Source organism: Burkholderia sp. BCC1972 (assembly GCF_905339605.1).
Classification (GTDB): domain Bacteria; phylum Pseudomonadota; class Gammaproteobacteria; order Burkholderiales; family Burkholderiaceae; genus Burkholderia.
This window is the reverse complement of sequence record NZ_CAJPGH010000012.1, coordinates 155,178-180,627: the sequence shown is the minus strand read 5'-3', so window position 1 is coordinate 180,627 and position 25,450 is coordinate 155,178. Positions and strand designations below refer to the sequence as shown.

Genomic DNA, 25,450 nt, shown 5'->3' with positions numbered 1-25,450 from the left:
GGGGCCGCCCCCGCATCCGTTGCTTCTTCCGGTCGGCGCTCAGCGGGCCGGAGCCGAATAGACGCTGAACGAGAAGTACTTGTGCGACAGCCGGTCGTACGTGCCGTCCTTGTGCATGTCGGCCAGTGCCTTGTTGATCTTGAGCTTCAGGTCCGTATCTTCCTTGCGCAGGCCGATCGCGGTGCCGTCGCCGATCGTCTTCGGATCCTTCACTTCCGGCCCGGCGAACGCGAAGCCCTTGCCGCGCGGCGTGCGCAGGAAGCCGTAGTCGGCCTGCAACTCGTCCTGCAGCGTCGCGTCGAGGCGGCCCGAGCCGAGATCGGTATAGACCTGGTCCTGGTTCTGGTAAGGAATGATCGTCACGCCCTGCGGTTCCCAGTACGCCTTCGCGTAGGTTTCCTGCGTCGAGCCCTGCTCGACGCCGACACGCTTGCCCTTCAGCGACGCGACCGTCGGCAGCAGCGGCGAGCCGGTCTTCGCGATCATCCGCGCCGGCGCGTCGTACACCTTGTCGGAGAAGTCGATCTGCTCGCGGCGCTTGTCCGTGACCGTCAGCGACGACACGATGACGTCGTACTTCTTCGCTTTCAGCGCCGGGATGATCCCGTCGAGATCCTGCGCCACCCACACGCATTTCACGTCGATCCGCTTGCAGATTTCCTTGGTGAGATCGACGTCGAAACCGACGATCTCGCCGCTCGGCGCGGTCGACTCGAACGGCGGGTAGCTGGCGTCGACGCCGATCCGCACGGTCTTCCACTCCTTCGCGAAGGCGCTGCCCGCCACGAGGGCGAGGGCGGCGCACAGGGCGGCCTTCTTCATTTCCATCCTTCTGTTGCTGACTTTCCGGGGACGCTCGCGGCCGGTCGTATCGGGCGCCGCGGCGTATTCTAGATGGCCAAAATTCGCCGAACGGCGCTTGGGCATGGGCGGTCGCCGCAACGGCGAACGCCAAAAGGGCGGTATTTTACCCGAACGCGATACCCGGAAAACCGCAATCCGGCGCGTTCGATCGATTCCTCGATTCGGCTGTTGCGACAATCGCGATATTCGCAACGAATATTCTGGCGATTGGTTGCGCAAGCGCAACGATGCGGTGCGCCGACGGCGGATTGTGGTGCGTTCGGTGTCCCCCTACAGTGGAGGTAAACCCGAACAAGTAATCTGCCCCCGGAGTGTCCGCGCCATGTTCCAGATCCGCCGCGCCGAAGACCGCTGCCACACGCGCCAAGGCTGGCTCGAATCGCGTCACAGCTTTTCGGCCGCCGGCCGCGCCGCGAACGCGCATCCGCCGGTCGGCGCGCTGCACGTGCTGAGCGAGGACCTGATCGCGCCGACGCGCGGTTTCGGAATGCAGCCGCGGCGCGACGTGGAGATCGTGACCTGCGTGCTGGACGGCACGCTCGCGCACCGCGACAGCCTCGGCTGCGGCGCGATCGTCCGCGCCGGTGGTATCCAGCGGATGAGCGCCGGCACGGGGCTCATGCACAGCGAAACCAACGCGTCGCGCGACCGTCCGCTGCATCTGCTGCAGATCTGGCTGCAGCCGGCCGAGCGGGGCGGGCGGCCGGGCTACGAGGAACGGCATTTTGCCGACGACGAGAAACGCGGCCGGCTGCGGCTCGTCGCGGCGCCGGACGGCGGCGACGGTGCGCTGACGATGCGCTCGGACGCCCGCATCTTCGCGGGGCTGATCGACGGCGAAGAGACGGCGACGTTCGACGTGCGCGCCGGGCGCAGCACCTATGTGCACGTGGTGCGCGGCGACGTCGAGGTCAACGGCCGTGCGCTGGCCGCCGGCGACGGCGCGCGGATCGGCGGCGTGGACACGGTGGCGTTCGCGCGCGGCCGGACGGCCGAGGTGCTGCTGTTCGACGTCGCCTGAAACGAAACAGGGGACGCGGGCCGGTGCCCGCGTCCCCTCCGGTGCCGCTCCGGGAAGCGGCCTGCCGGCTTACTGCGCCGGCGCCGATGCGCCCTTGGCGGCGCGATGCTGCTCCCAGCGCTCCTTCATCTTCTCGTGGCGCTGCTCCATCTTCGCGAACTGCTGCTTGAGCGCCGTGCTGACCATCGTCTTCTGCTGGTCGTTCAGCCCGTTGTAGAACGTGAGCCACGCGGCGGACGTCTGCTCGCGCAGTTGCGCGTTCTGCGCCTCCGCCTGCTGGCGCGCCGAATGCATCGCGCTCAGGTCGAGGATCGGCTGGTTCTGCTGCGCCTTGAACTGCTCGCGCATCTGCTCGTGGCTCTTGCGCATCGCGTCGTGGTTCTGCTTCATCGTGCTGACGGCCGCCTGCCATTGCTGCTCCTGCGACGCGTTGAGCTTCAGCTGGTCGTGCAGTTTCATGATCGCGCCGAACGGGCCGCCTTCGTGCCCGCCGTGCATCTGGTGCATGCCGGGGCCGCCCGGAGGCGGCATGTCGTCGGGCTGCGCGGCGTGCGCGGTGCCGAATGCGAGAGCGAGCACGGTGGCGGCCGCAATGGCCACGCGGGAAGTCTTCTTATACATTTCAGAAACTCCTTGAATCCAAAGGGTCCGGCGATGCGGTGCCGGGAAAGCCGGGTACCGCATCCGGTAAGACGCAGGTTAGCGATGCAGGCTCCGGCCGGTGTTACGTGGGGCGGCGGCCCGGTTACCGCGCATTACAGTTCCCTTGCGCGGTAACCCGCAGTAACCCTTTCGTCCCTTTGTTTCGTTCTTCGACTCCGCCCTCGCGCGGTAAACTTCGAGCCATGACTACCCAGATCCTCATCGTCGACGACGACCAAGAACTCCGAGACCTGCTGCGCGACTATCTCGTGCGCCAGGGGATGGAAGTGTCCGTGCTGCACGACGCGGCGACGCTCGAGAAGCGCCTCGAGCGCGAGCGGCCCGACCTGATCGTGCTGGACCTGATGATGCCGGGCGTGGACGGCCTGACCGCGCTGCGCCAGCTGCGCGCGGCCGGCGACGACATCCCCGTGATCATGCTCACGGCACGCGCGGACGACGTCGACCGCATCGTCGGGCTCGAGCTCGGCGCGGACGACTACCTCGGCAAGCCGTTCAACCCGCGCGAGCTGCTCGCGCGCGTGCAGGCCGTGCTGCGCCGCCGCCGCGCGACGCCGTCGGCGGCCGCGCCCGAGCAGCGCGAGCCGTTCGCGTTCGGCCGTTTCCTGCTCGACTTCCAGGCGCGCACGCTGTCGGTCGACGGCAAGCCGGCCACGCTGTCGAGCAGCGAATTCGCGCTGCTGAAGATCTTCGTGAACCATGCGCTGCGCACGCTCACGCGCGAGCGCCTGCTCGAGCTGCTGCACGGGCCCGAGTACGACGGTACCGACCGCGGCATCGATGTCCAGGTGTGGCGCCTGCGCCGCATCCTCGAAACGGATCCGTCGACGCCGCGCTTCATCCAGACGGTGCGCGGGCGCGGCTACGTGTTCGTGCCCGACGGCGAGGCTCATGCGCAAACCCATTGATTCACTGTTCGGGCGGCTGGCGCTGCTCGTCATCGGTGTCCTGCTCCTGTCGCACTTCGCGTGGTTCTTCGCGATGCGGCTCGAGCGCAACCAGATGCAGACGCGTTATGCGGTCGAGGAGGCCGCCTTCCTCGTCGACGCCGTGCGCCAGCACGTCGCGCGCACGCCGGACCAGCCGCTGCCGTCGCGCGTGCGGCTGGTGTCGCCGGACAGTGCCGACGTGCCGAAGGGCGGCAATGCGGGGCTGCCGCCGCCGCTCAAGCGGTTTCGCGACGACGTCAGCGAGCGCATGCCGCCCGGCACGCAGGTCGAGATCGGCACACCAGGTCATCCGCCCGTGCTGTGGGTGAAGGAGCCGGCCGACCGCAACTGGATCGTCGTGCCCGTGCAGCCGCTGCGGCCGCCGCGTTCGCTCGACCGGATGCTTTTGTGGCTCGGCACGATCTTCTCGGCCGGCGTGATCGCCGCGCTGTTCGCGGCCTGGCAGCTGCAGCAGCCGCTGCGCTCGCTCGCCCGCGCGGTCGCGCGGTTCGGCCGCGGGCAGCCGGTGCCGCCGCTGCGCGAGCGCGGCCCGCGCGAGCTGCGCCAGCTCACGCACGGCTTCAACCAGATGGTGGAGCAGGTGTCGCAGGCCGAGAGCGATCGCGCGGTGATGCTGGCGGGCGTCGCGCACGACCTGCGCACGCCGCTGGCGCGGATGCGCCTGCGGGCGGAAATGATGGACGACGCACGGTTGCGCGACGGCGTCGTGCGCGACGTCGACTCGATGTCGCACATCGTCGATCAGTTCCTGGTGTTTGCGCACGGCGGGGCCGATCGCAGCGAACCGGTGCCGGTCGATCAGGCATGCGAGCGGATCGCACGCAGCTATCGCGCCGTCGCGCCGAACGCACCGACGGTCCAGACGCGGCTGGAGGCCGATCCAGGCTTCCGGCTGCCGACCGCGACGCTCGACCGGATCCTGTCGAACCTGCTGGACAACGCGCATGCGTATGGCGCACCGCCCGTGTTCGTCGAGACGGCGCGCACGCCGGCCGGCTACGTACTGTCGGTCAGCGACAGCGGCGGCGGGATCGCGCCGCGCGACCTCGCGGCCGCCACGCGGCCGTTCGTCCGGCTCGACCCCGCGCGCGGCGGGAACGGCCACAGCGGGCTCGGGCTCGCGATCGTCGAACGGCTGGTGCTCAGGCTGGGCGGCGCATGCGACATCGGCAACCGCCCCGAAGGCGGCCTGCGCGTCGCGATGACGTTCCCGTTCGAGGCCGTGCCGAAGGACGAACCCCACGCACAGGCTGCATAGGCAGCTGCGGCGCCTGCCCGGCCGGGCAGGCGCCGCGCGGCATCATTCGCCGAACAGCGTGCCGAGCGTCTCGGCCGCGTTGCTGTCGATCGTGTTGTAGGTCACGGTGGTGGCCTCGAAGATGTAGACGGTCGTATACCGGCCGAGGCGCTCCAGGATTTCCTCCTGCAGCGATTCCGGTACGACGTTCATGTTCAGGTACCACGCCGTCGACGACAGCCGCGTCTGGAACGACCCGTACTCCTGCATCAGTTCGTAGAACGCGTCGGCATCCTGATCGCGGCAGACGATCACCAAGTTTCCTGCCATTCCCTTTCCTCCCGCTCGTCGATCGATCCCCAAGGGGGCTAGCCCCGATCATACCCGCTTCGCCGCATCCGGCTCGTGACGCCCGACACGGTTTGCGCCCGCGTGCGGCTGGCGGGTTCCCGACCGGGCCGGATCACGGCATAATTCGGGCCTGCTGCCGGCCGAAGGTCTCAGGCCGGGTTGCGCCATGCCGCGCACCGGCCGTCCGCCCGCGCGTCGGGCACGGTCCGTGCGCCGGCCCCGGACGGTTGTACCTGAAATACAGGTTGGTGTAGTGTCGTGCCGTCGCGGGCCGACGCGCCCGGGATCGCGGGCGCAGCTTGCACGCACGGCGCGTCGCGCGTGCGCGAGATCGTCAGTCAATCGAATTACCGCGCCCGTGCGCTTTGCCATGAATCAACATCGACTGCCGGCTTCGTTCGGCCTTACCGGGGAGGGCGCCTGATGAACGTCGGATTCTTCAATCCGAACCGGACCGCCAACGCGTCCGCGTGGCGCGTGCTGCCGAACCGGTGGGACTTCATCGCGTTTCCGCTGATCATCTGCCTGATCGCGATGGCGGTCGTCGGTTTCCACGAAACGATGGCGCCGATCGGCGTGCTGCAGACGCAGAAGATCTCGCTCGATCCGTCGAACCTGCCCGAATACGCGTTGCGCACCACGCTGCGGATGCTGGCCGCGATGGTCGCGTCGCTCGCGTTCACGCTCGTCTACGGCACGCTCGCGGCCAAGAGCCGTCGCGCGGGCATGGTCCTGATTCCGATCCTCGACATCCTGCAGTCGGTGCCGGTGCTCGGCTTCATCTCGTTTACCGTCACGTTCTTCCTCGCGCTGTTCCCGAGCCGCGTGCTCGGCGCCGAGCTCGCGGCGATCTTCGCGATCTTCACGAGCCAGGCGTGGAACATGACGTTCAGCTTCTACCAGTCGCTGCGCACGGTGCCGCGCGACCTCGACGAAGTGGCGCGGAGTTTCCACCTGACGTCGTGGCAGCGCTTCTGGAAGCTCGAGGTGCCGTTCTCGATGCCGGGCCTGATCTGGAACATGATGATGTCGATGTCGGGCGGCTGGTTCTTCGTCGTCGCGTCGGAGGCGATCACCGTCGGCAACCAGACCATCACGCTGCCGGGCATCGGTGCGTATCTCGCGCAGGCGATCTCGGACAAGAACCTCGGCGCGATCGGCTGGGTGATCGTCACGATGACGGTCGTGATCCTCGCCTATGACCAGTTCCTGTTCCGCCCGCTCATCGCGTGGGCCGACAAGTTCCGGATGGAGAACACCGCGTCGGGCGATGCGCCGCAGTCCTGGCTGCTCGACCTCGTGCGCCGCACGCGCCTGATTCATCAGCTGCTCGTGCCGGCCGGCTGGTTCTTCGCGAAGGCCGCGCGGATTCCGCTGCGCCTGCCGCTGTCGGGCGCGATGCGCTTCTCGCTGCCGAAAGTCGAGAAGAAGGCGTCGCGCACGGTCGACATCGCATGGGCGATCCTCGTGCTGCTCGGCACGGCCTATATCGTGTGGCGCGTCGTCAGCTTCGTGTCGACCGGCGTGACGATGGCCGAGGTCGGCCACGTGATCGTGCTCGGGCTCATCACGCTGCTGCGCGTGGTCGTGCTGATCACGATTGCTTCCTTGATCTGGGTGCCGATCGGCGTGTGGGTCGGGCTGCGTCCGAAGCTGGCCGAGAAGCTGCAGCCGCTCGCGCAGTTCCTCGCCGCGTTCCCGGCCAACCTGCTGTTCCCGGTGTTCGTGATTGTGATCGCGCGCTTCCACCTGAACGCCGACATCTGGCTGTCGCCGCTGATCGTGCTCGGCACGCAGTGGTATATCCTGTTCAACGTGATCGCCGGTGCAACCTCCTACCCGAACGACTATCGCGAAGCGGCGACGAACTTCCGCATCCGCGGCTGGCAGTGGTGGCGGCAGGCGATCCTGCCCGGCATCTTCCCGTACTACGTGACGGGCGCGATCACCGCGTCGGGCGGCGCATGGAACGCGAGCATCGTGTCGGAAGCCGTGCAGTGGGGCAACACCAGGATCGAGGCGCATGGCCTCGGCGCGTACATCGCGCAGACCACGGCCGCCGGCGATTTCCCGAAGATCATCCTGGGCATCGCCGTGATGTCCCTGTTCGTCACCCTGTTCAACCGCCTGCTGTGGCGCCCGCTGTATGCCTTCGCCGAAGCGAAGCTGCGGCTCGACTGAGTCCGATTGAGAGCGAAACGCGATGCACAATCCGAATGCTGTAAACGCCCCCGTCCAGACGTCCCAGCCGCCGCGCCTCGGTGAGGAAATCCTGCGGGTCGATCACGTCTGCCGCGGCTTCAACAAGACGCAGGGCGAGCTGCTCGTGCTCGACGATGCGAACCTGTCGCTGCGCGAAGGCGAGATCGTCGGGCTGCTCGGCCGGTCCGGCTCGGGCAAGTCGACGCTGCTGCGCATCATCGCCGGCCTGATCGAGCCGACCGGTGGCGAAGTGACCTACCTCGGCAAGCCGCTGAGCGGCCCGGCCGAAGGCGTCGCGATGGTGTTCCAGACCTTCGCGCTGTTCCCGTGGCTCACCGTGCTGCAGAACGTGGAAGCCGGACTGGAGGCGCTCGGCGTCGGCGCACGCGAGCGGCGCGAGCGTGCGCTGGCCGCGATCGACCTGATCGGCCTCGACGGTTTCGAGAACGCGTACCCGCGCGAGCTGTCGGGCGGCATGCGCCAGCGCGTGGGCTTCGCGCGTGCGCTCGTCGTCGACCCGACGATCCTGCTGATGGACGAGCCGTTCTCGGCGCTCGACGTGCTGACGGCCGAGACGCTGCGTACCGACCTGCTCGACCTGTGGACGCAAGGCCGCATGCCGATCAAGTCGGTGCTGATCGTCACGCACAACATCGAGGAAGCCGTGTTCATGTGCGACCGGATCCTCGTGCTGTCGTCGAACCCGGGCCGCGTGATCGCCGAGATCAAGGTGCCGTTCAAGCATCCGCGCAACCGGCTCGACCCGGCGTTCCGCAAGCTCGTCGACGACATCTACGCGAAGATGACCGCGCGCCAGACCGGCGAAGCGACGAAGAAGGGGCTCGAACTCGGCAGCTGGCTGCCGCAGGTGTCGACCAACCTGATGGCCGGTCTGATCGAAACGCTCGCGATGGCGCCGTACCACGGCCGCGCGGACATGCCGGAAATCGCGCGCACGCTGCATCTGGAGGTCGACGACCTGTTCCCGATCGCCGAAGTGCTGCAGTACCTCGGCTTCGCGGACGTGCGCGAAGGCGACGTGTTCCTGACGCCGCCGGGGCGCGTGTTCGCGGAATTCGGCACGCAGGAGCGCAAGCTGATGTTCGCGGATCACCTGCTGAAGCACGTGCCGCTGGCCGCGCGGATCAAGAAGGTGCTGAACGAGCGTCCGGGCCATCGCGCGCCGCGCGTGCGCTTCGAGCAGGAGCTCGAGGATTTCCTGTCCGACGGTGCGGCCGAGGAAACGCTCGATGCGGTGATCGACTGGGGCCGTTACGGCGAGATCTTCTCGTACAACGACCAGACCGAGATCTTCAGTCTCGAGGACGTCGAGTCCTGAAATAGGCGGGGCCGCGCGGTTTCCGGCGAGGCGAGCGCGCCGCGCATCGCGCCGTTACTGCAAATTCCCCCACCGGTCGACCGCCGGTTCCGCCGACGCCCACTTCCAGTGCGTGCCTTGCTGGCACGCATTCGCGAAATACCAGCTGGCCTTGTCGCCGTCCTTCACCGAGAACGTGAATTCCTTGCACAGCGCGAGCGGCGTCGAATAAGCACGCGCGACGCGCACTTCGCCTTCGCCGTTTTCCAGCGGCAGCGTGTTCTTCACCTTCCACGGCTTCACCTCGCCGACGGCCAGGCTGCCGGCCACCTTCGCGATCGCATCCTGCTGGTTCTGATGGAGCTGCTTCATCGTGCGGTTGACGGCCTCGTCGGTCGCGGCCTGCACGGCGATCCCGACGCCGACGCCGACCGCCGGGTTCGCGGTGACGAGGCCCGTCGCCGCGCCGGCCAGTGCGCCGCTCGCGGCGCCGACCGAGCCGCAGCCCGACAGCGCGACCGTCGCCGCGCACAGTGCGCCGATGGCCGCGAGACGGATCGCGACGCTCATTGCAGCGCGCCCCAGCGTTCGGTCGCCGGCTCGGCCGAGGCCCATTTCCATACGGCGCCGTCGCGGCAGAGGGTCGCGACGTAGAACGCGGATTGCGCGGCCTTGTCGGGTTTGGCGGGCGTGTCGACCGCGAACACGATTTCCTTGCAGTCGAGCGGGCCGACGCTGATCAGCCGGCTCACGGTCACGCGGCCCTGTTCGTCGTCCTCGATCGGGAACGAGTGGTGTGTCGACCACGGCGCGACGCCACCGACGTCGAGCGGCCCGGCCGCCTTCGCGATCTGTTCCTGTGTGTAACGGTGTGCGACGCGCTGCGAGTACTGGACGCCGGCCCGCGCGCCGGCCACGGCGCCGAGGCCGATGCCCGTCGCGACGGCGGCGTTGTTCGTGACCTTGGAAGCGATCGCGGCGCCCGCGATACCGGCGCCGGCTGTCGCGCCTTCGCTGTACAGCGAGTTGCAGCCCGACAGCAGTGCGGCCGTGGCGATGATGGCCAGCACGACGCGCGCCGGCATGGCCCGACGCGGCGATTCGAAACGAATGTTCATCCCTGAGTGCAAGTCCTGTCTGGGTGAGCGGCGGCGCATGCACGCCCTGATGCCGCATCATTGTTTCGCAATTGTCATAGGAAAACTGCAAAGCTTTGACAAATCGCCGGCCGGCATGCCGCGTGCGCACGCGCGGCGTTATTGTCGGATAGATGGTTGGCCAGGGGTCGAAACGTTACAAATTGAAGGTAATTGTTACCTTGGCGTGCAAGGAACCGACCTAGACTGTTTTGTTATGGAATGTTTCTACGACGGCCTCGAGCCGCGCCGCACATGAGACACCCAGCCATGCGTCGTTCAAAACGGTTGTCACACCAGCCACCTGACACGGGGGCAGACCGCCCGCGTCCGCAGACCGACGCGCCGTCGGCACCGCCTGCCGGCGCGCCCGACGAGACGCCGTCCGACGGCGATCACAACCAGGGCGGCGCTCGCCCGGAAGGGCTCGACTACCAACGCGATCTCGGCCAGGAGCAGGACGCCTGATGCTGTCGTCGCCGCATTCCATCGCCGTATTTCATTGCATTTCTCGGAACTGAATCGCCGCACGGCCGCCTTCGGGCAGTCGTGCCCGCTTGGGCGCGCGTCGCGCGCCAGCCAATCGAATCGAGGAGGGGAAGCCGCATGAGCAGATTGATCGTGGTATCGAACCGTGTCGCCGCCGGCGAGGACACGCGCCCGAGCGCGGGCGGCCTGGCCGTCGGCGTGATGGATGCGCTGAAGGAAAGCGGCGGCGTCTGGTTCGGCTGGAACGGCGAGATCGTAGGTGCGCCCGCCGCCGAACCCGCGATCCAGCGGGATGGCAACGTCACGTATGCGACGGTCGGGCTGACCCGGCGCGATTACGATCAGTACTACCGCGGTTTCTCGAACGCGACGCTGTGGCCGGTGTTCCACTACCGCGGCGATCTCGCGCGCTTCGATCGTCAGGAGTACGCCGGTTATCTGCGCGTGAACGCGATGCTCGCGAAGCAGCTAGCCGCGCTGCTGCGGCCCGACGACCTGATCTGGGTACACGACTACCATTTGCTGCCGTTCGCGCATTACCTGCGCGAGCTCGGCGTGAAGAACCCGATCGGTTTCTTCCTGCACATCCCGTTCCCGTCGCCCGACATGCTGCGCCTCGTGCCGCCGCACGAGGAACTCGTGAAGTTCATGTGCGCGTACGACGTCGCAGGCTTCCAGACCGAGGCCGACGAGCAGGCATTTACCGACTACATCGAACGGCGCGGGATCGGCGCGGCAAGCGACGACGGGATGCTGCACGCGCACGGCCGGGTCGTGAAGGTCGCCGCCTATCCGATCGGCGTGAATCCCGACGCGATCGCGCAGGCGGCCGTCCAGTACGGCACGCGCAAACCCGTGAAGATGCTGCGCGAGGCGCTCGACGGCCGCAAGCTCGTGATGAGCGTCGACCGTCTCGACTACTCGAAGGGGCTAGTCGAGCGCTTCCAGTCGTTCGAGCGGATGCTCGCGAACGCGCCGGGCTGGCAGGGGCGCGTGTCGCTGTTGCAGATCGCGCCGCCGACGCGTTCCGACGTGCAGACCTACCAGGACATTCGCGAGACGCTCGAAGGCGAAGCCGGCCGCATCAACGGCCGTTTCTCGCAACTCGACTGGACGCCGATCCAGTACCTGAACCGCAAGTACGAGCGCAACCTGCTGATGGCGTTCTTCCGGATGTCGCAGGTCGGCTACGTGACGCCGCTGCGCGACGGGATGAATCTCGTCGCGAAGGAGTACGTCGCATCGCAGGACCCGGCCGATCCGGGCGTGCTCGTGCTGTCGGAGTTCGCCGGTGCGGCGGCTGAGTTGACCGGCGCGCTGCTCGTCAATCCGTACGATCTGTCGCAGATGGCCGAGGCGCTGGAACGTGCGCTGTCGATGCCGCTCGCGGAGCGGCAGGCGCGTCATGAGGAGAATCTCGCGCGGCTCCGTGACAACGACCTGTCGGTCTGGCGCGACACGTTCGTCGCCGACCTGCGCAGTGTCGCGGCGGCTGCGTCGGTCACGCAGCGTGCGGGCCGGCGGGTTGCGCATGCGTGAGTTCGCACCGGGCGCCGGTGCCGAGGACGAGGCGACGGACGCTGCCGTCGGCCGCTTCTTCGTCGTGACGGGCGGCCCGGGTTCGGGCAAGAGCACGCTGCTCGATGCGCTGGAGCGTGCCGGCTTTGCGCGCTCGCAGGAGGCCGGGCGCGGCGTGATCCGCGACCAGATGGCCATCGACGGCCTCGCGCTGCCGTGGCGCGACCCGGCGGCGTTCGCCGAATTGATGCTGAGCTGGGAGCTGCGTTCGTATCACCTCGCGCGGCAGGCGCGCGGGCCCGTGTTCTTCGATCGCGGCGTGCCGGACGTGGTCGGCTACCTGCGGCTGACGGGCCTGCCGGTTCCCGCGCATGCGGAAGCGGCGGCCCGCCGTTTCCGCTATCACCGCCGCGTGTTCATCGCGCCGCCGTGGCCCGAGATCTATGCGCAGGACACCGAGCGCCGGCAGGATTTCGCGGAAGCCGAGCGGACCTACGACGCGATGGTCGATTGCTACACGTCATATGGTTACCGGCTGATCGAGTTGCCGCGCGTCGGCGTAAAGGCGCGCGTGCGCTTCGTGATGGACGCGCTCGACGCCGCGTGACGCTCGTCGTGCGTGCGACGCGTGGCGCATGGCCGTGTCAGGTCGCCGCGTCCGGCCGTGGCGACGTGATGCGCAGCATGCTCACGACGGCCGCCACCGCAGCGAATGCCGTCGCGACATAGAGCGCGATCGTCGGCCCGCGATCGGGCGACAGGCCGAAAATCAGGGCGACCAGTGCCGCGCCGAGCGTCTGGCCGGTCAGGCGCGCGGTGCTCAGCATGCCGCCCGCGCCGCCGCTGCGCTCGCGCGGCGCCGACGACAGCATCGCGCGGTTGTTCGGCGACTGGAACAGCCCGAAGCCCGCACCGCACAGCGCCATCCGCCACACGATGTCGACGGTACCCGGATGCGGGCCGATCGTCGCGAGCGACAGCAGACCGGCCGCAAACAGCGCAAGCCCGATCCCGCCGAGGATGCCGGCCGAATAGCGGTCCGACAGCACGCCCGCGAGCGGCGCGGCGAACACGATCACGAGCGGCCACGGCGTCATGTAGAGCCCCGTCTCGACCTGCGAGAAGCCGAGCGAATTCTGCAGCCAGAACGGCAGCGCGACGAACGCGAGCATCTGCGACGTGAACGACGCCGTCGACGTGTAGACCGACAACGCAAACATCGGGATGCGCATCAGGTCGACGGGCAGGAGCGGCGCCGGCTGCGACAATTGACGCTTCACGAAGAAGTAGCCGACGACGACCGCGACCGCCAGCTCGGCCGCGACGTACGCGTGACCCTCGCCGTGGCCGAGCCCGTCGACGGCCGTGATCAGCAGGCCGAACACGCACGCGTTCATCAGCGCGCTCGGGAAATCGTACGGCGCGTCGTGCAGTGGGTTGGCCGGCAGTGCGCGCACGCTGCCGAGAACCGCGGCGATGCCGATCGGCACGTTGACCGCGAACAGCCACGGCCACGATGCGAACGACAGGATCGCGGACGCGACCGTCGGCCCGATCGCCGACGACAGCGCGACGACCATCGCGTTGATCGACAGCCCGCGCCCGAGCATCGACGACGGATAGATCATCCGCACGAGCGCCGCGTTGACGCTCATGATGCCGGCCGCGCCGAACCCCTGGATCACGCGCATCACGGCCAGCATCGGCAGCGAGCCGGCAAGGGCGCAGCCGAGCGAGGCCGCGGTGAACAGCGCGAGCCCGGCGATGTAGATGCGGCGATAGCCGATGCGCTCGCCGAGCGACGCGAGCGGCAGCAGCGTGATCGTGACTGCGAGCTGGTACGCGTTGACGATCCAGATCGACGCGGCGTCGGATGCATGCAGGTCGTGCGCGATCGTCGGCAGTGCGACGTTCGCGATCGCGCCGTCGAGCACGGCGAGCGTGATGCCCAGTGCGACGCAGACGATCGCCCAGTAGCGTTGCGGAAGCGGCAGGCCGGTATCGGCGTTCATGACGGGAGCCAGAGCGTGGTTGTCCGCGCGCCCGCTTGCCGGTTGCGTGCGCAACCATGCGAAAAGGGTGGAGGCGGCGATGAACGGCCCGGCCGGCGCGGCTGCACCGGATCGGGGCCGGTCGAGTGTATCACCGGGCCGCGTGACGTGACGCCGACGCGCGCACTCAGCCTTCGAAGTCGAGACCGCCGAGCCGCACGAGCGGTTCGGCCTGCGTGCGCGACGCGAGATCGATGTCGCGTGCGCCCTGCCATGCACCCAGCTTCTTCGGCAGCGCGGCGAGGTAGTGCTCGAAGCGCTGCGGGCCGTCCTCCGCCATCAGCCGCTCGATTTCGTCGGTGTCCCAGGTCAGCTCGAGATTCAGCGGATGCTCGAAGCCGCTCACATGTTCGTGCGGCGCGCTGCGGATCTGCACGCGCGTCGGATGCCCGTGGCCGCCGTACGGGACGACGTCGGTCAGCACGTGCTCGGCGAAGAAGGCGGCGATGGCCTGCGCGATGCGCGGCGCGAATTCGGTATCGAAACGGCGGGCGGTTTCGGGCTGCATGAAGGCGTCTCCTGTATGCCGAAAATCGTAGCACGGCGGCGCGGCGTTCCGGTGGGCGTGACGCCGGTAATCGCGCGTTACCACTTGCTGCATCTATTACGGCCGCGTGCCGCCACAATGCATCGCATCCAGTACCACTTCGCGTGGGAGTCCATCATGAAAAAGATTGCCGCAGTGTGTGTCCTCGCCGGTTCGCTCGCCGTCGCGGGCCCGGCGTCCGCGCATGGCCGCGACGGCGGCGCCGTCATCGGCGCCTTGATCGGCGGTGCGGTGCTGGGCGCGATCGTGACGTCCGCGATGAATCCGCCCGTCGCGTATCAGGCGCCCGTGTACCAGGCACCAGCCTATCAGCCGCCGACGTACTACCAGGCGCCGGCCTACCAGCAGCCTGCGTATCCGACCTATCAGCAGGCGCAATATCAGGACGACGGCCCGAACTATTGCTACGACCGCTATCGGCGCGCGTACGTGTGCGGCGCGCCGGTGCAGGGCGGCTACGCGCAGCCGGCCGGCTGGTAGGCGGGCGTATGCGACGCGTGAACGGGCAGGGCGCCGGCCGGCACCCGCCGACGTTCATGTCGCGGGACCGGACGACAAAAGGCCCTCGCTTCCTGCGAGGGCCTTTGTGTTTGTGCGGCTGTCCGTTCGCTTGCGTGATCCGCGGCCGGCCATCGGCGGGGCCTGCGCGGATACAAACGGTTGCAATTGCGCGTCAGTGGCGATGGCCGCCACCGTCGTCACCGCGCCCGCCGCCGTCGTTCCAGTCGCCGCGGCGGCCGCCGCGCCCCCAGCCGTTGCCGTGGTTGCCGCGATCGCCGTCCCAGCGATGGTAGTCGCGCCGGCCGCGATCCCAGTCGCGTCCGCCGCCGCCACCCCAGATGTTGACCGTACCGTACACGGGGGACGGCGCGTACGCGTAGCCGGGATCGGAATAGTAGGGCTGCCCGTAACCGTAGCCGTATCCGGCGTCCGGGGCGACGACGCAGCCGGCCAGCAAGGTCGCGACGCCGGCGGCAGCAATGAGCTTCAGCATGATGTTCTCCGTTGATTGCCCTATAAGTACCGCGCGCGGGAACCGGCAGCTGTTTGCAATTGTGTCGGCAAATTACAGTGGCGTAAGGTCCTGATGCGAAAGTGTTAGCATCCGGGGCTCATTTGCTTTTCAGGAGCACATCGATGAAATTCGCGATCCGGGCCGCGCTGGCCGCTTTCTGCGTCACGACTGCCGCTGCGTGCATGGCGAGCCCCGCTTCGGCGCCCGCCGTGCCGGCCGAGTCGATCAAGATGTTTCCGCAGGCGGCGGCCGGCCAGCAGCGCGTCGTGATCGGGCTGCCCGCGCTCGAGAACGAAGGCGATGCGCGCGTCGAGCTGATGATCGGCAAGACGCTGCAGACCGATTGCAACCAGCAGTGGTTCGGCGGCGAGCTGACCGCCGAGGACGTGAAGGGCTGGGGCTATACGTATTACCAGCTCACCGACGTGAAGGGGCCGGCCTCGACGCTGATGGCATGCCCGGGCCAGGCGCCGCAGCAGCGGTTCGTGCAGGTACGCGGCGACGGCCAGCTGCTGCGCTACAACAGCCGCCTGCCGCTCGTCGTCTACGTGCCGGACGGCTTCGAGGTGCGCTATCGCGTGTGGCATGCGTCGAAGGACGTGCAGCACGCAGCGAAGCAGTAACCTGCCGACGCGGTCGCGCGCGGCGATGTCCTGCCGCTACGCGCCGCCCGTGCCGCGCGCGCCGACGAGCGCCGGCCATGCGGCCAGCGCGGCTTGCGCGACGGCCTCCAGATCGCGGCGGCTCGCGCCGTCGCGCGCCTGGATCGACATGCCCTGCTGAACCGTCACGTAGTACCGCGCGATCGCGTCGAGGTCCGCGTCCGCCGAGATCTCGCCGGTCGCGACGCCTTGCCGGAGACGATCCCGCAACGCGTCGACCGTGCGCTCGCGCATCGCGATCAGCGTTTGCCGGACCGTATCGGAACGCTCGGCCGGATGCAGCGCCGACAGCACGATCAGGCAGCCGGCCGGCTTCGAGCGCCGCGTGAACACGCGCGCGGTATCCATCAGGTAGTTTCGTATTGCGTCGTGCGCGCTGCCGGCGTGTTCGACGCCATCCCAGATTTCCCGTCCCTCCGTCGCGCGGTAGTGCTCGAGCGCCTGCCGGAACAACGCTTCCTTGCTGCCGAACGCTGCATACAGGCTTGGCGACGCGATGCCCATCGCGGTCGTCAGGTCCGTCATCGACGCACCTTCGTAGCCGAGACGCCAGAACACCTCCATCGCGCGATCCAGCGCCGCTTCCTTGTCGAAGCTTCTCGGTCGGCCCCGTTCAGCCATTGCGTCCGTCCCTTCGTCAATTTCTGTATCGATCGATAAAATAAATCAATTGACTGTGGTGCGCAACTTGCCACATTCTGTGCCGATCGTTACATAAATAAGGAAAGGAACCGACATGAACCGACTTCAGGGCAAGCGTGCACTCATCACGGGCGGCAGCCGCGGCATTGGCGCGGCGATCGCGAAACGGCTGGCGGCCGATGGTGCGGACGTTGCGATCACGTACGAAAAATCGGCCGAGCGGGCGCATGCCGTCGTCGCGAGCATCGAGGCGCTGGGCCGCCGTGCCGTCGCGATCCGGGCCGACAGTGCCGATCCGGTTGCGGTGCGCGACGCTGTCGACCGTGCAGCGGAGGCGTTCGGCGGGCTCGACATCCTCGTCAACAACGCGGGGATTTTCCGCGCCGGCGCGCTGGACGACCTCACGCTCGACGATATCGACGCGACGCTGAACGTGAACGTGCGCGCGGTGATCGTCGCGTCGCAGGCGGCGGCGCGGCATCTCGGGGAGGGCGGGCGCATCGTGTCGACCGGCAGTTGCCTCGCGACGCGCGTGCCCGACGCGGGGATGAGCCTCTATGCGGCTAGCAAGGCCGCGCTGATCGGCTGGACGCAGGGGCTCGCGCGCGATCTCGGCTCGCGCGGCATCACGGTCAATATCGTGCATCCTGGATCGACCGATACCGACATGAATCCGGCCGACGGCGAGCACGCCAGTGCGCAGCGTTCGCGGATGGCGATTCCGCAGTACGGCAAGGCCGATGACGTTGCGGCGCTCGTGGCGTTCGTCGTCGGGCCGGAAGGAAGGTCGATCAATGGCACCGGGTTGACGATCGACGGCGGTGCGAACGCGTAAGGACCGATGCCCGGCGCGATTCAGCCGGGCGGGGCGGGGTCCGTTATCGGCAGCCGAGCTGCCGATGCTCGGCTTCGAGGTCGGCCCGTTTATCATAGGCGCGCAGTTCGTTGCGCGGCTTGCCGTCCGGGCCGAAGCCGCGCACGACCTTGTGGCCGCGGTCGGGCGCGTGCGTGACCGCGTCGATGCCCGCGGCCAGTTCGCGGCAGCGGGCGTCGGACGATGTGCTTTCCGGATGCGGTGCGGCTGCGGTCGTGACGTTGGCGATGCCCGGGCTGACATAGCGCGGCTTGGCGGGCGCCGTGCCGGTATCGGTGGCGTTCGCCGGGCAGGTCAGGGCAGAAAGTATGGCCAGCGCCGCGAGGGTTCGAATCATGGTCGGGTCCGGATACGGGAAAAGGTTCGGGATTCTACGCAATGCGCGGTGCCCGTCCGTGCCGATTGGACGAAGTGCGATCGCATGTCGCATGTCACGGCGATGAATCGGAGAGGATCGCCAACGATTTGTATGTGCGACACACAGTGCGACGCGTAGCGGACGAAAGCCTCATTTACAAAGGTGCCGCGCGTACTTAGGATGGCGCCATCTCGGGCTCGTCGGAAATCCTATGCGTACAGTCGATCGAGCGATGCTCGCCGCGTTTTGCCTTGGCCTCGCCGCGTGTGGCGGTGGCGGCGACAATGCGGCGCCGGCGGCGCAGACCGTTGTGGGCGCACCTGCCTCGCCCGCCGAACCTGCCAGCGCGGCATCCGGCACCGCGCCTTCATCGACGACTCCCGCCAGCCCTGCGCCGGCGTCCAGCCCCGCCGGCACGACATCGGGCAACGCGCGCTTGCCCACGCAGGGTGCAAATTCCACGATCGTTGCGGACGTGACTGTCTATCCGGCCGCCGACGGCAGCGATCAGGCCGATGCGCTGCAAAAGGCATTCGACGGCCTGAAGGCCGGCCAGCGCCTGGTCATCGCGCCGGGGCGTTACGTCGTCGGGCATTCGCTCACGGTGAGCGTGCCGCAGGCGGTGATTGCCGGATACGGCGCGACGCTGGCCGCTACGAATCCTGCGGACCAGACGATCTTGATGAGCGGCACCGGTTCGACGCTCGTCGGCGTGACGCTGGCCGGCACCGGCACGACGCGGCTCACGACGCCGGCCTCGACCAAGGTCGAGGTGACGGGCACGGGTGTCCAGGTGCTGCGCGTGACGATCGACGGCGGCGCGAGTGCGGGGATCTTCGTGTTCGGCGGCAACAGTGTCGCGATCGTCGGCAATACCGTCCACGCGACGCTGGCCGACGGCATCCACGCGACCAACGGATCGATCAACGTGCTCGTGCAGGACAATACGGTGACGGCCACCGGCGACGACCTGATCGCCGTCGTCAGCTATATCGGCGACGGCCGTATCAGCAGCAATGTGCTGATCGACCATAACGCGGTGTCGGGCAATGCGTGGGGGCGCGGCATTGCGGTGGTCGGCGGGCAGGCCGTGACGATCTCGAACAATACGGTCGACGGCGTGCAGAAGGCGGCGGGCATCCTGGTGGCGCAGGAGGACAGCTGGAACTCGTATGGTGCGTCGAACGTCGCGATTACCGGCAACGTCGTGACCAACATCCAGAATTCGAACGTGAACAACAACGGGCTGCAGCCGACGCAGCAGGCGGCGCTCGAACTGGACACCTGGACGGGCACGGTGACGAACGTCGCGGTGACGGGCAACAGTGTGTCCGGCTCCGGTTATGCCGGTTTCCGCGCGTATGGGAACGTGTGTTCTTTCAGCGTGACGGGGAATACGTTCTCGGCGATCGCTGGTGCGCCGGTGTCGCTGCTGGCGAACGGGTGTGCGGCGAGCCAGATGGTCGTCGATGCGAACCGGCTGGGGGATGGCAGCTTGCTGGCGCTGCCGTCGGGGGCGTCGGCGAAGGGGACGTTTGCCGTGACCGGTGCGGATGCGAGTTTGATGCCGCAGGTAAAGACATTCTGATCGGCCGAGATCCCTCGCTTCCGCTGACTGCAGTAGCTTCTGCGCGATGTTCCGCAGGGAGTCCGCGTTGTCGCGACGCAGTCGGTTTCCCGCACGGAAGCGACGACAAATAAAAAGCCCGCTTGCTGTCGCAAAGCGGGCTTCGATGTTGGTTGCGGGGATAGGATTTGAACCTATGACCTTCGGGTTATGAGCCCGACGAGCTGCCAGACTGCTCCACCCCGCGGCGCGAAGTGTACTCCATACTGTTGCAGTGCGTCAAACGACTGGCGACATGGCCGTCGGCAGATATACATGCACCGGCCGGGTGACGAGAAACGGCCGGTCGTGATCCTGCTGGCAGACGACTGGAGAAATGGCCGATGACGTCGAACCTCGAGGCGGCGCGCGCGATGCTGCAGTTTACCGGGCGGACGAAATGTACGCGGCGGCGAAGTGATTCGGCGCTACGCCAAATTTACGCCAAACTCACCGATGAGGCTTGCGGTATAAGGCCGGGATGGAGTGTCGCTGGTCCCCCCGACAGGAATCGAACCTGTATCTAGCGCTTAGGAGGCGCTTGTTCTATCCATTGAACTACGGGGAGAGCCATGTCCGGGCAATCGCGCGCGAAACGCGAACCGGACGGCAGTGTGGACAGCGCGCAGAGTATAGCAAAGGCGCGGCGCGTCGGCGGGGCGGAATGCGCACCGACGCGCGTATCGCGTAATCAGCCGCGATCGAAACGGAAAATCAGAAATCGACGACGACGAAATCTTCCTTGCCCACGTCGCACAGCGGGCAGCGCCAGTCGGCGGGGATGTCGGCGAAACGCGTGCCGGCCGCGATGCCTTCGTCGGGCAATCCTTCCGCTTCGTTGTACACCCACCCGCAAATCAGGCAGACCCAGCTCTGGTATTCGGTTACTTCGCTCATGTAGCGCTCGGCAAAATGAAAATTCGGTGATGCCGTCCGCAGCCTCGCCGGCGGACGAAAGGCGCAATGGTACCGGAATTTCGCCGAACACCTCCGCAACGTCGTTTTAAACGTACGCATCGCGAACAACCGGCGTCGTCGCATGGGGTGGGCATGCAGTGTATGCTTCGTGGGCCTGTCAATCTGTAGGAGGAAAGGATGTTCAACAAAAAGTGGATCGCGGGTGCAGTGTGTGTCGCGGCGCTGGCCGTGTCGACGCTCGCGCGTGCCGAAGCGCGCGTGTTCTTCGTCGAGCCGCAGGACGGCGCGACGGTGTCGAGCCCCGTGCACGTGAAGTTCGGTCTGGAAGGCATGGCGCTCAAACCGGCCGGCGACATGACGCCGGATACCGGCCACCATCACCTGCTGATCGACGGCAAGCCAGTGCCGAAGGGCGACGTGATCCCGGCGAGCGACCATTCGCTGCATTTCGGCAAGGGCCAGACCGAAACCGACGTGAAGCTGGCGCCCGGCCAGCACACGCTGACGCTACAGCTCGGCGACGGCGCACACCGTTCCTACGGTCCCGAAATGAGCTCGACGATCACCGTCAACGTGAAGTAATTGCACATCCGCGCGGGCGCCCGGTGCGCCGCGCGCGGAATGGCCGATCGGCCGGCCGCGGCGTATCGGGCCGGCCTTTGTCCATTCGTGCAGGCATGCAACCTGCACGGCCGGTACCCAGCCGGAAACCGGCCGCCAGCCGTTCATCGCACCGCGCCTGCGCGTGTCGCGCGCCGATTGTGGCGCTCGTCCATCCGGCCAAGCCGGTGCCGGCGTCCGCGACCGGTACAATGGGCGCTTCCGATTCCTCTCTTCGCCGTCTCCCCATGTCGCTCTATTCCATTACCGGCGCGCAGCTCGCGTTCGGTCACGTCGCGTTGCTCGATCACGCGGATTTCTCGCTGGAAGCCGGCGAGCGCGTCGGCCTGATCGGCCGCAACGGCGCGGGCAAGTCGTCGCTGCTGAAGATCGTCGCCGGCCTCGCGAAGCCCGACGACGGCCTGATCACGCGCCAGCAGGAACTCGTGACCGTCTACGTGCCGCAGGAGCCCGAGTTCGAACCGGGCGCGACGATCTTCGACGCGGTCGCGTCGGGGCTCGCGCATACGCGCGAACTGCTCGAAGAATTCGATTCGATCGCGCACCGCCTCGCGGATATACCGGAAGGCGCCGAGCACGACGCGCTGCTCGCGCGGATGAATGCGCTGCAATCGTCGCTCGACGCGCACGACGCGTGGAACTGGCGCACGCGCGTGTCGATGACGCTCGCGCAGATCGGCCTGGTAGACGGCGACGCGAGCGTCGACGCGCTGTCGGGCGGGATGCAGAAGCGTGTCGCGCTGGCACGCGCGCTGGTGCTGCAGCCCGACGTGCTGCTGCTCGACGAACCGACCAACCACCTCGACTTCGACGGCATCCGCTGGCTGGAAGAACTGCTCGTCTCGCAGCGCGCGGGGCTGCTGTTCATCACCCACGATCGCGCGTTCCTCGACCGCGTCGCGACGCGCATCGTCGAACTCGATCGCGGCCGGCTGCTGTCGTATCCGGGCAATTTCTCCGCCTACCAGACGCGCAAGGCGCAGCAGCTCGAAGTCGAGCGCGTGGAAAACGACAAGTTCGACAAGCTGCTCGCGCAGGAAGAAGTGTGGATCCGCAAGGGCGTCGAGGCGCGCCGCACGCGCAGCGTCGGCCGCATCGCGCGGCTCGTGCAGATGCGCAACGAGCGCGCGGAGCGCCGCAATTCGCAGGGCAACGTGAAGCTCGACGTCGCGCAGGGCGAGAAGTCCGGCAAGATCGTCGCGGAGCTGACCGACGTGACGAAGCGCTACGGCGGCCGCACGGTCGTCGACCGTTTCTCGACGACGGTCATGCGCGGCGACAAGATCGGCTTCGTCGGTCCGAACGGCGCGGGCAAGACCACGCTGCTCAAGCTGATCCTCGGCGAGCTGAAGCCCGACGAAGGCACGGTGCGCACCGGCACGAACCTGCAGGTCGCGTATTTCGACCAGATGCGCGCGCAGCTCGACCAGGACAAGAGTCTCGCGGATACGATCAGCCCCGGCAGCGAATGGGTCGAGATCGGCGGCGTGCGCAAGCATGTGATGAGCTATCTCGGCGATTTCCTGTTCGCGCCGGAACGCGCGCGCTCGCCGGTGAAGTCGCTGTCGGGCGGCGAGCGTAACCGGCTGCTGCTCGCGCGCCTGTTCGCGCGTCCGGCCAACGTGCTGGTGCTCGACGAACCGACCAACGACCTCGACATCCCGACGCTCGAGCTGCTCGAAGAGCTGCTGGCCGACTACGACGGCACGGTGCTGCTCGTCAGCCACGATCGTGCGTTCCTCGACAACGTCGTGACGTCGGTGATCGCGGCCGAGGGCGACGGCAAGTGGCGCGAATACGTCGGCGGCTTCAGCGACTGGCAGATCCAGAGCGAGCGTTCGGAGCAGCTCGCGCAGCAGGAAGCCGCGAAGCGCGCGGTCAAGGAAGCGGCGCCGCTGAAGGAAGACGCGGCGAAGAGCGCCCCGGGCCGCAACGCGCAGCGCACGGTGAAGCTGTCGTTCAACGAGCAGCGCGAGCTCGATTCGCTGCCGGAGAAGATCGCCGCGCTCGAAGAGGAGCAGAAGACGATCAATGCGCGGCTCGAGGACGGTTCGATTTTTGCGAAGGATCCGGCGGAAGGCACGCGCCTGACCGAGCGCTTCGCGGCGATCGACGACGAGCTGCTCACCGCGCTCGAACGGTGGGAAACGCTCGAGGCGAAGCGCAAGCCGGCGTGACGCGTGCGGCGCACGCCGATCTCGTGATTGGCGTGCCACGCGGAACCAGTAAAATACCGCGCGTTCAGGGCCGCGCAGCGCACGCCGCGCGCCCGCTTTCGGAGCAGTCCAAGCACACCGTTGTTTCGATTCGCTTTTTTACGGAACTCAACGTTTTGTCCACGACGTTATCCACACGAGGTGTGGACAACGTCCCGATGAATGACGAAATTCAGCGCCTATGTCAACGAAGAAACCCAGCGCGGCCTATAGCGAAGCATCGATCAAGGTGCTCAAGGGTCTCGAGCCGGTCAAGCAGCGGCCCGGCATGTACACCCGTACCGAGAATCCGCTGCACATCATCCAGGAAGTCATCGACAACGCGTCCGACGAGGCGCTCGGCGGCTACGGCAAGCAGATCACGGTCACGCTGCACGCCGACCAGTCGGTCTCGGTCGAGGACGACGGCCGCGGCATCCCGTTCGGCATGCACCCCGAAGAAGGCGTGCCGGTCGTCGAGATCGTGTTCACGCGCCTGCACGCAGGCGGCAAGTTCGACAAGGCCGCCGGCGGCGCCTATACGTTCTCGGGCGGCCTGCACGGCGTCGGCGTGTCGGTGACGAACGCGCTCGCGACGCGCCTCGACGTGACGGTGTGGCGCGACGGCAAGATCGCCGAGCTTGGCTTTGCCGAAGGCGACGTCGTCAAGCCGCTCGCGACGCAGGGCGCGGGCCGCGGCGAGAAGAAATCCGGCACGCGCGTGCAGGTGTGGCCGAATCCGAAGTACTTCGATTCGCCGAACCTGCCGCTCGGCGAGCTGCAGCGCCTGCTGCGCTCGAAGGCCGTGCTGCTGCCGGGCGTCGAGGTCGTGCTCGTCAACGAGAAGACCGGCGAGCGCCAGACGTGGAAATATGAAGACGGCCTGCGCGGCTACCTGCTCGACGAAATGAACGGCAGCGAGCTGCTGATCCCGCTGTTCGAAGGCGAGCGGTTCGCCGATTCGCGTTCGGGCGACGATACGTTCGCCGAAGGCGAGGGCGCGTCGTGGGTCGTCGCGTGGAGCGAGGAAGGTTCGCTCGTGCGCGAGTCGTACGTGAACCTGATCCCGACGCCGGCCGGCGGCACGCACGAATCGGGCCTGCGCGACGGCCTGTACCAGGCCGTGAAAAGCTTCGTCGAACTGCACAACCTGCAGCCGAAGGGCGTGAAACTGCTCGCGGAAGACGTATTCGCGCGCGTGTCGTTCGTGCTGTCCGCGAAGGTGCTCGATCCGCAGTTCCAGGGGCAGATCAAGGAACGCCTGAACAGCCGCGACGCGGTGAAGCTCGTGTCGTCGTTCTCGCGTCCGGCGCTCGAACTGTGGCTGAACCAGCACGTCGAGCACGGCAAGAAGCTCGCCGAACTCGTGATCAAGCAGGCGCAGGCGCGCACGCGCGCCGGCCAGAAGGTCGAGAAGCGCAAGAGCTCGGGCGTCGCGGTGCTGCCGGGCAAGCTGACCGACTGCGAGACCCAGGATATCGAGCGCAACGAGGTATTCCTCGTCGAGGGCGAGTCGGCAGGCGGCTCCGCGAAGGCAGGCCGCGACAAGGAATACCAGGCGATCCTGCCGCTGCGCGGCAAGGTGCTGAATACGTGGGAAACCGAGCGCGACCGCCTGTTCGCGAACAACGAGGTGCACGACATCTCGGTGGCGATCGGCGTCGATCCGCACAGCCCCGACGACACCGTCGACCTGTCGAACCTGCGCTACGGCAAGATCTGCATCCTGTCGGACGCGGACGTCGACGGCTCGCACATCCAGGTGCTGTTGCTCACGCTGTTCTTCAAGCATTTCCCGCAACTGATCGAGCGCGGCCATGTGTACATTGCTCGTCCGCCGCTGTTCCGTGTCGATGCGCCCGCGCGCGGCAAGAAGCCCGCGCAGAAGCTCTATGTGCTCGACGACGGCGAACTCGAAGCGACGCTCGACAAGCTGCGCAAAGACGGCGTGCGCGAGACCCAGTGGAGCATCAGCCGCTTCAAGGGCCTCGGCGAAATGAGCGCCGAGCAGCTGTGGGACACGACGATGAACCCCGATACGCGCCGCCTGATGCCCGTGAAGCTCGGCGAGCTCGACTACGAGGCGACCGTCGCGCGCATGACGATGCTGATGGGCAAGGGCGAGGCAGCCGCGCGGCGCGGCTGGCTCGAGGAAAAGGGCAACGACGTCGAAGCGGACATCTAAGCCACGCATCCGCGCGGTCGGGCATGA

26 protein-coding genes and 2 tRNA genes are annotated in these 25,450 nt (G+C 67.4%); 15 read left to right on the top strand and 13 right to left on the bottom strand.

The window, feature by feature from the left end; genetic code table 11:
- Positions 1 to 39 precede the first annotated feature (39 nt).
- The gene (locus tag U5798_RS19070) at positions 40 to 822 is read right to left on the bottom strand and encodes an ABC transporter substrate-binding protein (protein ID WP_148092902.1); all 783 of its coding nucleotides are present in this window, start codon (positions 820 to 822) and stop codon (positions 40 to 42) included.
- Between the two features lie 364 nt (positions 823 to 1,186).
- On the opposite strand from U5798_RS19070, the gene U5798_RS19065 reads away from it, so the two are divergent.
- Positions 1,187 to 1,885: a pirin family protein gene (locus tag U5798_RS19065; RefSeq protein ID WP_322082879.1), complete on the top strand. Its 699-nt coding sequence runs from the start codon at positions 1,187 to 1,189 to the stop codon at positions 1,883 to 1,885.
- A 69-nt stretch (positions 1,886 to 1,954) separates the two neighbouring features.
- On the opposite strand, the gene U5798_RS19060 is transcribed toward U5798_RS19065, so the two are convergent.
- Complete coding sequence (locus U5798_RS19060) at positions 1,955 to 2,506, bottom strand: periplasmic heavy metal sensor (RefSeq protein ID WP_124452856.1); 552 nt, start codon at positions 2,504 to 2,506, stop codon at positions 1,955 to 1,957.
- Positions 2,507 to 2,730: 224 nt separating this feature from the next.
- Between U5798_RS19060 and U5798_RS19055 the strand changes: the two genes are divergently transcribed.
- Together U5798_RS19055 and U5798_RS19050 are read left to right on the top strand one after the other, a co-directional pair.
- On the top strand, positions 2,731 to 3,456 hold the full coding sequence (locus U5798_RS19055) for a response regulator (protein ID WP_006493394.1): 726 nt from the start codon (positions 2,731 to 2,733) through the stop codon (positions 3,454 to 3,456).
- Complete coding sequence (locus U5798_RS19050; protein WP_322082864.1) at positions 3,440 to 4,756, top strand: ATP-binding protein; 1,317 nt, start codon at positions 3,440 to 3,442, stop codon at positions 4,754 to 4,756. The genes U5798_RS19055 and U5798_RS19050 overlap by 17 nt, the downstream gene beginning before the upstream one ends.
- A gap of 42 nt (positions 4,757 to 4,798) precedes the next feature.
- Here U5798_RS19050 and U5798_RS19045 read toward each other — a convergent pair whose 3' ends face one another.
- Positions 4,799 to 5,065: a hypothetical protein gene (locus U5798_RS19045; protein ID WP_011545926.1), complete on the bottom strand. Its 267-nt coding sequence runs from the start codon at positions 5,063 to 5,065 to the stop codon at positions 4,799 to 4,801.
- Positions 5,066 to 5,509: 444 nt separating this feature from the next.
- On the opposite strand from U5798_RS19045, the gene U5798_RS19040 reads away from it, so the two are divergent.
- A complete protein-coding gene (locus U5798_RS19040) occupies positions 5,510 to 7,267 on the top strand; it encodes an ABC transporter permease subunit (RefSeq protein ID WP_322082863.1) in 1,758 nt (585 codons plus the stop codon).
- 22 nt (positions 7,268 to 7,289) lie between these two features.
- Complete coding sequence (locus U5798_RS19035) at positions 7,290 to 8,627, top strand: AAA-associated domain-containing protein (protein WP_124452859.1); 1,338 nt, start codon at positions 7,290 to 7,292, stop codon at positions 8,625 to 8,627.
- 54 nt (positions 8,628 to 8,681) lie between these two features.
- Here U5798_RS19035 and U5798_RS19030 read toward each other — a convergent pair whose 3' ends face one another.
- Positions 8,682 to 9,176, bottom strand: a complete 495-nt coding sequence (locus U5798_RS19030; RefSeq protein ID WP_322082862.1) for a hypothetical protein — start codon at positions 9,174 to 9,176, stop codon at positions 8,682 to 8,684.
- On the bottom strand, positions 9,173 to 9,724 hold the full coding sequence (locus tag U5798_RS19025; protein WP_322082861.1) for a hypothetical protein: 552 nt from the start codon (positions 9,722 to 9,724) through the stop codon (positions 9,173 to 9,175). The genes U5798_RS19030 and U5798_RS19025 overlap by 4 nt, the downstream gene beginning before the upstream one ends.
- Before the next feature lie 288 nt (positions 9,725 to 10,012).
- Here U5798_RS19025 and U5798_RS19020 point away from each other — a divergent pair, with 288 nt between their 5' ends.
- The 3 genes from U5798_RS19020 to U5798_RS19010 all read left to right on the top strand — a co-directional run bounded on the left by U5798_RS19020 (position 10,013) and on the right by U5798_RS19010 (position 12,356).
- A complete protein-coding gene (locus U5798_RS19020; RefSeq protein WP_322082860.1) occupies positions 10,013 to 10,210 on the top strand; it encodes a hypothetical protein in 198 nt (65 codons plus the stop codon).
- Between the two features lie 138 nt (positions 10,211 to 10,348).
- A complete protein-coding gene (gene otsA, locus U5798_RS19015; RefSeq protein ID WP_322082859.1) occupies positions 10,349 to 11,770 on the top strand; it encodes an alpha,alpha-trehalose-phosphate synthase (UDP-forming) in 1,422 nt (473 codons plus the stop codon).
- Complete coding sequence (locus tag U5798_RS19010; protein ID WP_124452869.1) at positions 11,763 to 12,356, top strand: AAA family ATPase; 594 nt, start codon at positions 11,763 to 11,765, stop codon at positions 12,354 to 12,356. Before otsA ends, U5798_RS19010 begins: the two co-directional genes overlap by 8 nt.
- 37 nt (positions 12,357 to 12,393) lie before the next feature.
- Here U5798_RS19010 and U5798_RS19005 read toward each other — a convergent pair whose 3' ends face one another.
- Both U5798_RS19005 and U5798_RS19000 read right to left on the bottom strand, forming a co-directional pair.
- A complete protein-coding gene (locus U5798_RS19005) occupies positions 12,394 to 13,761 on the bottom strand; it encodes an MFS transporter (RefSeq protein WP_124452871.1) in 1,368 nt (455 codons plus the stop codon).
- 166 nt (positions 13,762 to 13,927) lie between these two features.
- Positions 13,928 to 14,308 (bottom strand): DUF5594 family protein, encoded by a 381-nt coding sequence (locus tag U5798_RS19000; protein ID WP_322082858.1) that lies wholly within the window; start codon positions 14,306 to 14,308, stop codon positions 13,928 to 13,930.
- A gap of 117 nt (positions 14,309 to 14,425) precedes the next feature.
- Between U5798_RS19000 and U5798_RS18995 the strand changes: the two genes are divergently transcribed.
- Entirely contained in the window at positions 14,426 to 14,827 is a 402-nt protein-coding gene (locus U5798_RS18995) for a hypothetical protein (RefSeq protein ID WP_322082857.1), read from the top strand.
- Between the two features lie 193 nt (positions 14,828 to 15,020).
- On the opposite strand, the gene U5798_RS18990 is transcribed toward U5798_RS18995, so the two are convergent.
- A complete protein-coding gene (locus U5798_RS18990; RefSeq protein ID WP_322082856.1) occupies positions 15,021 to 15,341 on the bottom strand; it encodes a hypothetical protein in 321 nt (106 codons plus the stop codon).
- 143 nt (positions 15,342 to 15,484) lie between these two features.
- Here U5798_RS18990 and eco point away from each other — a divergent pair, with 143 nt between their 5' ends.
- Positions 15,485 to 15,985, top strand: coding sequence for a serine protease inhibitor ecotin (eco, locus tag U5798_RS18985; protein ID WP_124452879.1), 501 nt, complete (start codon positions 15,485 to 15,487; stop codon positions 15,983 to 15,985).
- A 36-nt stretch (positions 15,986 to 16,021) separates the two neighbouring features.
- Here the strand turns inward: eco and U5798_RS18980 are convergent, their stop codons facing one another.
- Positions 16,022 to 16,645: a TetR/AcrR family transcriptional regulator gene (locus tag U5798_RS18980; RefSeq protein ID WP_322082855.1), complete on the bottom strand. Its 624-nt coding sequence runs from the start codon at positions 16,643 to 16,645 to the stop codon at positions 16,022 to 16,024.
- Between the two features lie 115 nt (positions 16,646 to 16,760).
- Between U5798_RS18980 and U5798_RS18975 the strand changes: the two genes are divergently transcribed.
- Positions 16,761 to 17,501: an SDR family NAD(P)-dependent oxidoreductase gene (locus U5798_RS18975; protein ID WP_322082854.1), complete on the top strand. Its 741-nt coding sequence runs from the start codon at positions 16,761 to 16,763 to the stop codon at positions 17,499 to 17,501.
- Between the two features lie 43 nt (positions 17,502 to 17,544).
- Here the strand turns inward: U5798_RS18975 and U5798_RS18970 are convergent, their stop codons facing one another.
- Positions 17,545 to 17,877 (bottom strand): hypothetical protein, encoded by a 333-nt coding sequence (locus U5798_RS18970; RefSeq protein WP_124452884.1) that lies wholly within the window; start codon positions 17,875 to 17,877, stop codon positions 17,545 to 17,547.
- Between the two features lie 457 nt (positions 17,878 to 18,334).
- On the opposite strand from U5798_RS18970, the gene U5798_RS18965 reads away from it, so the two are divergent.
- A complete protein-coding gene (locus U5798_RS18965; RefSeq protein ID WP_322082853.1) occupies positions 18,335 to 19,486 on the top strand; it encodes a right-handed parallel beta-helix repeat-containing protein in 1,152 nt (383 codons plus the stop codon).
- Between the two features lie 149 nt (positions 19,487 to 19,635).
- Here the strand turns inward: U5798_RS18965 and U5798_RS18960 are convergent.
- From U5798_RS18960 to U5798_RS18945, 3 genes are all read right to left on the bottom strand, one after another.
- A tRNA-Met gene (locus U5798_RS18960) sits at positions 19,636 to 19,712 on the bottom strand.
- 285 nt (positions 19,713 to 19,997) lie between these two features.
- Positions 19,998 to 20,072 (bottom strand) — tRNA-Arg (locus U5798_RS18950).
- 146 nt (positions 20,073 to 20,218) lie between these two features.
- Complete coding sequence (locus U5798_RS18945; RefSeq protein WP_034190709.1) at positions 20,219 to 20,401, bottom strand: rubredoxin; 183 nt, start codon at positions 20,399 to 20,401, stop codon at positions 20,219 to 20,221.
- A gap of 198 nt (positions 20,402 to 20,599) precedes the next feature.
- On the opposite strand from U5798_RS18945, the gene U5798_RS18940 reads away from it, so the two are divergent.
- The 3 genes from U5798_RS18940 to U5798_RS18930 all read left to right on the top strand — a co-directional run bounded on the left by U5798_RS18940 (position 20,600) and on the right by U5798_RS18930 (position 25,423).
- On the top strand, positions 20,600 to 21,004 hold the full coding sequence (locus U5798_RS18940) for a DUF4399 domain-containing protein (protein ID WP_124452886.1): 405 nt from the start codon (positions 20,600 to 20,602) through the stop codon (positions 21,002 to 21,004).
- Positions 21,005 to 21,234: 230 nt separating this feature from the next.
- Positions 21,235 to 23,220: an ATP-binding cassette domain-containing protein gene (locus U5798_RS18935; protein ID WP_409364426.1), complete on the top strand. Its 1,986-nt coding sequence runs from the start codon at positions 21,235 to 21,237 to the stop codon at positions 23,218 to 23,220.
- 220 nt (positions 23,221 to 23,440) lie between these two features.
- Positions 23,441 to 25,423 (top strand): DNA topoisomerase IV subunit B, encoded by a 1,983-nt coding sequence (locus U5798_RS18930; RefSeq protein WP_322082852.1) that lies wholly within the window; start codon positions 23,441 to 23,443, stop codon positions 25,421 to 25,423.
- Positions 25,424 to 25,450: the final 27 nt, after the last annotated feature.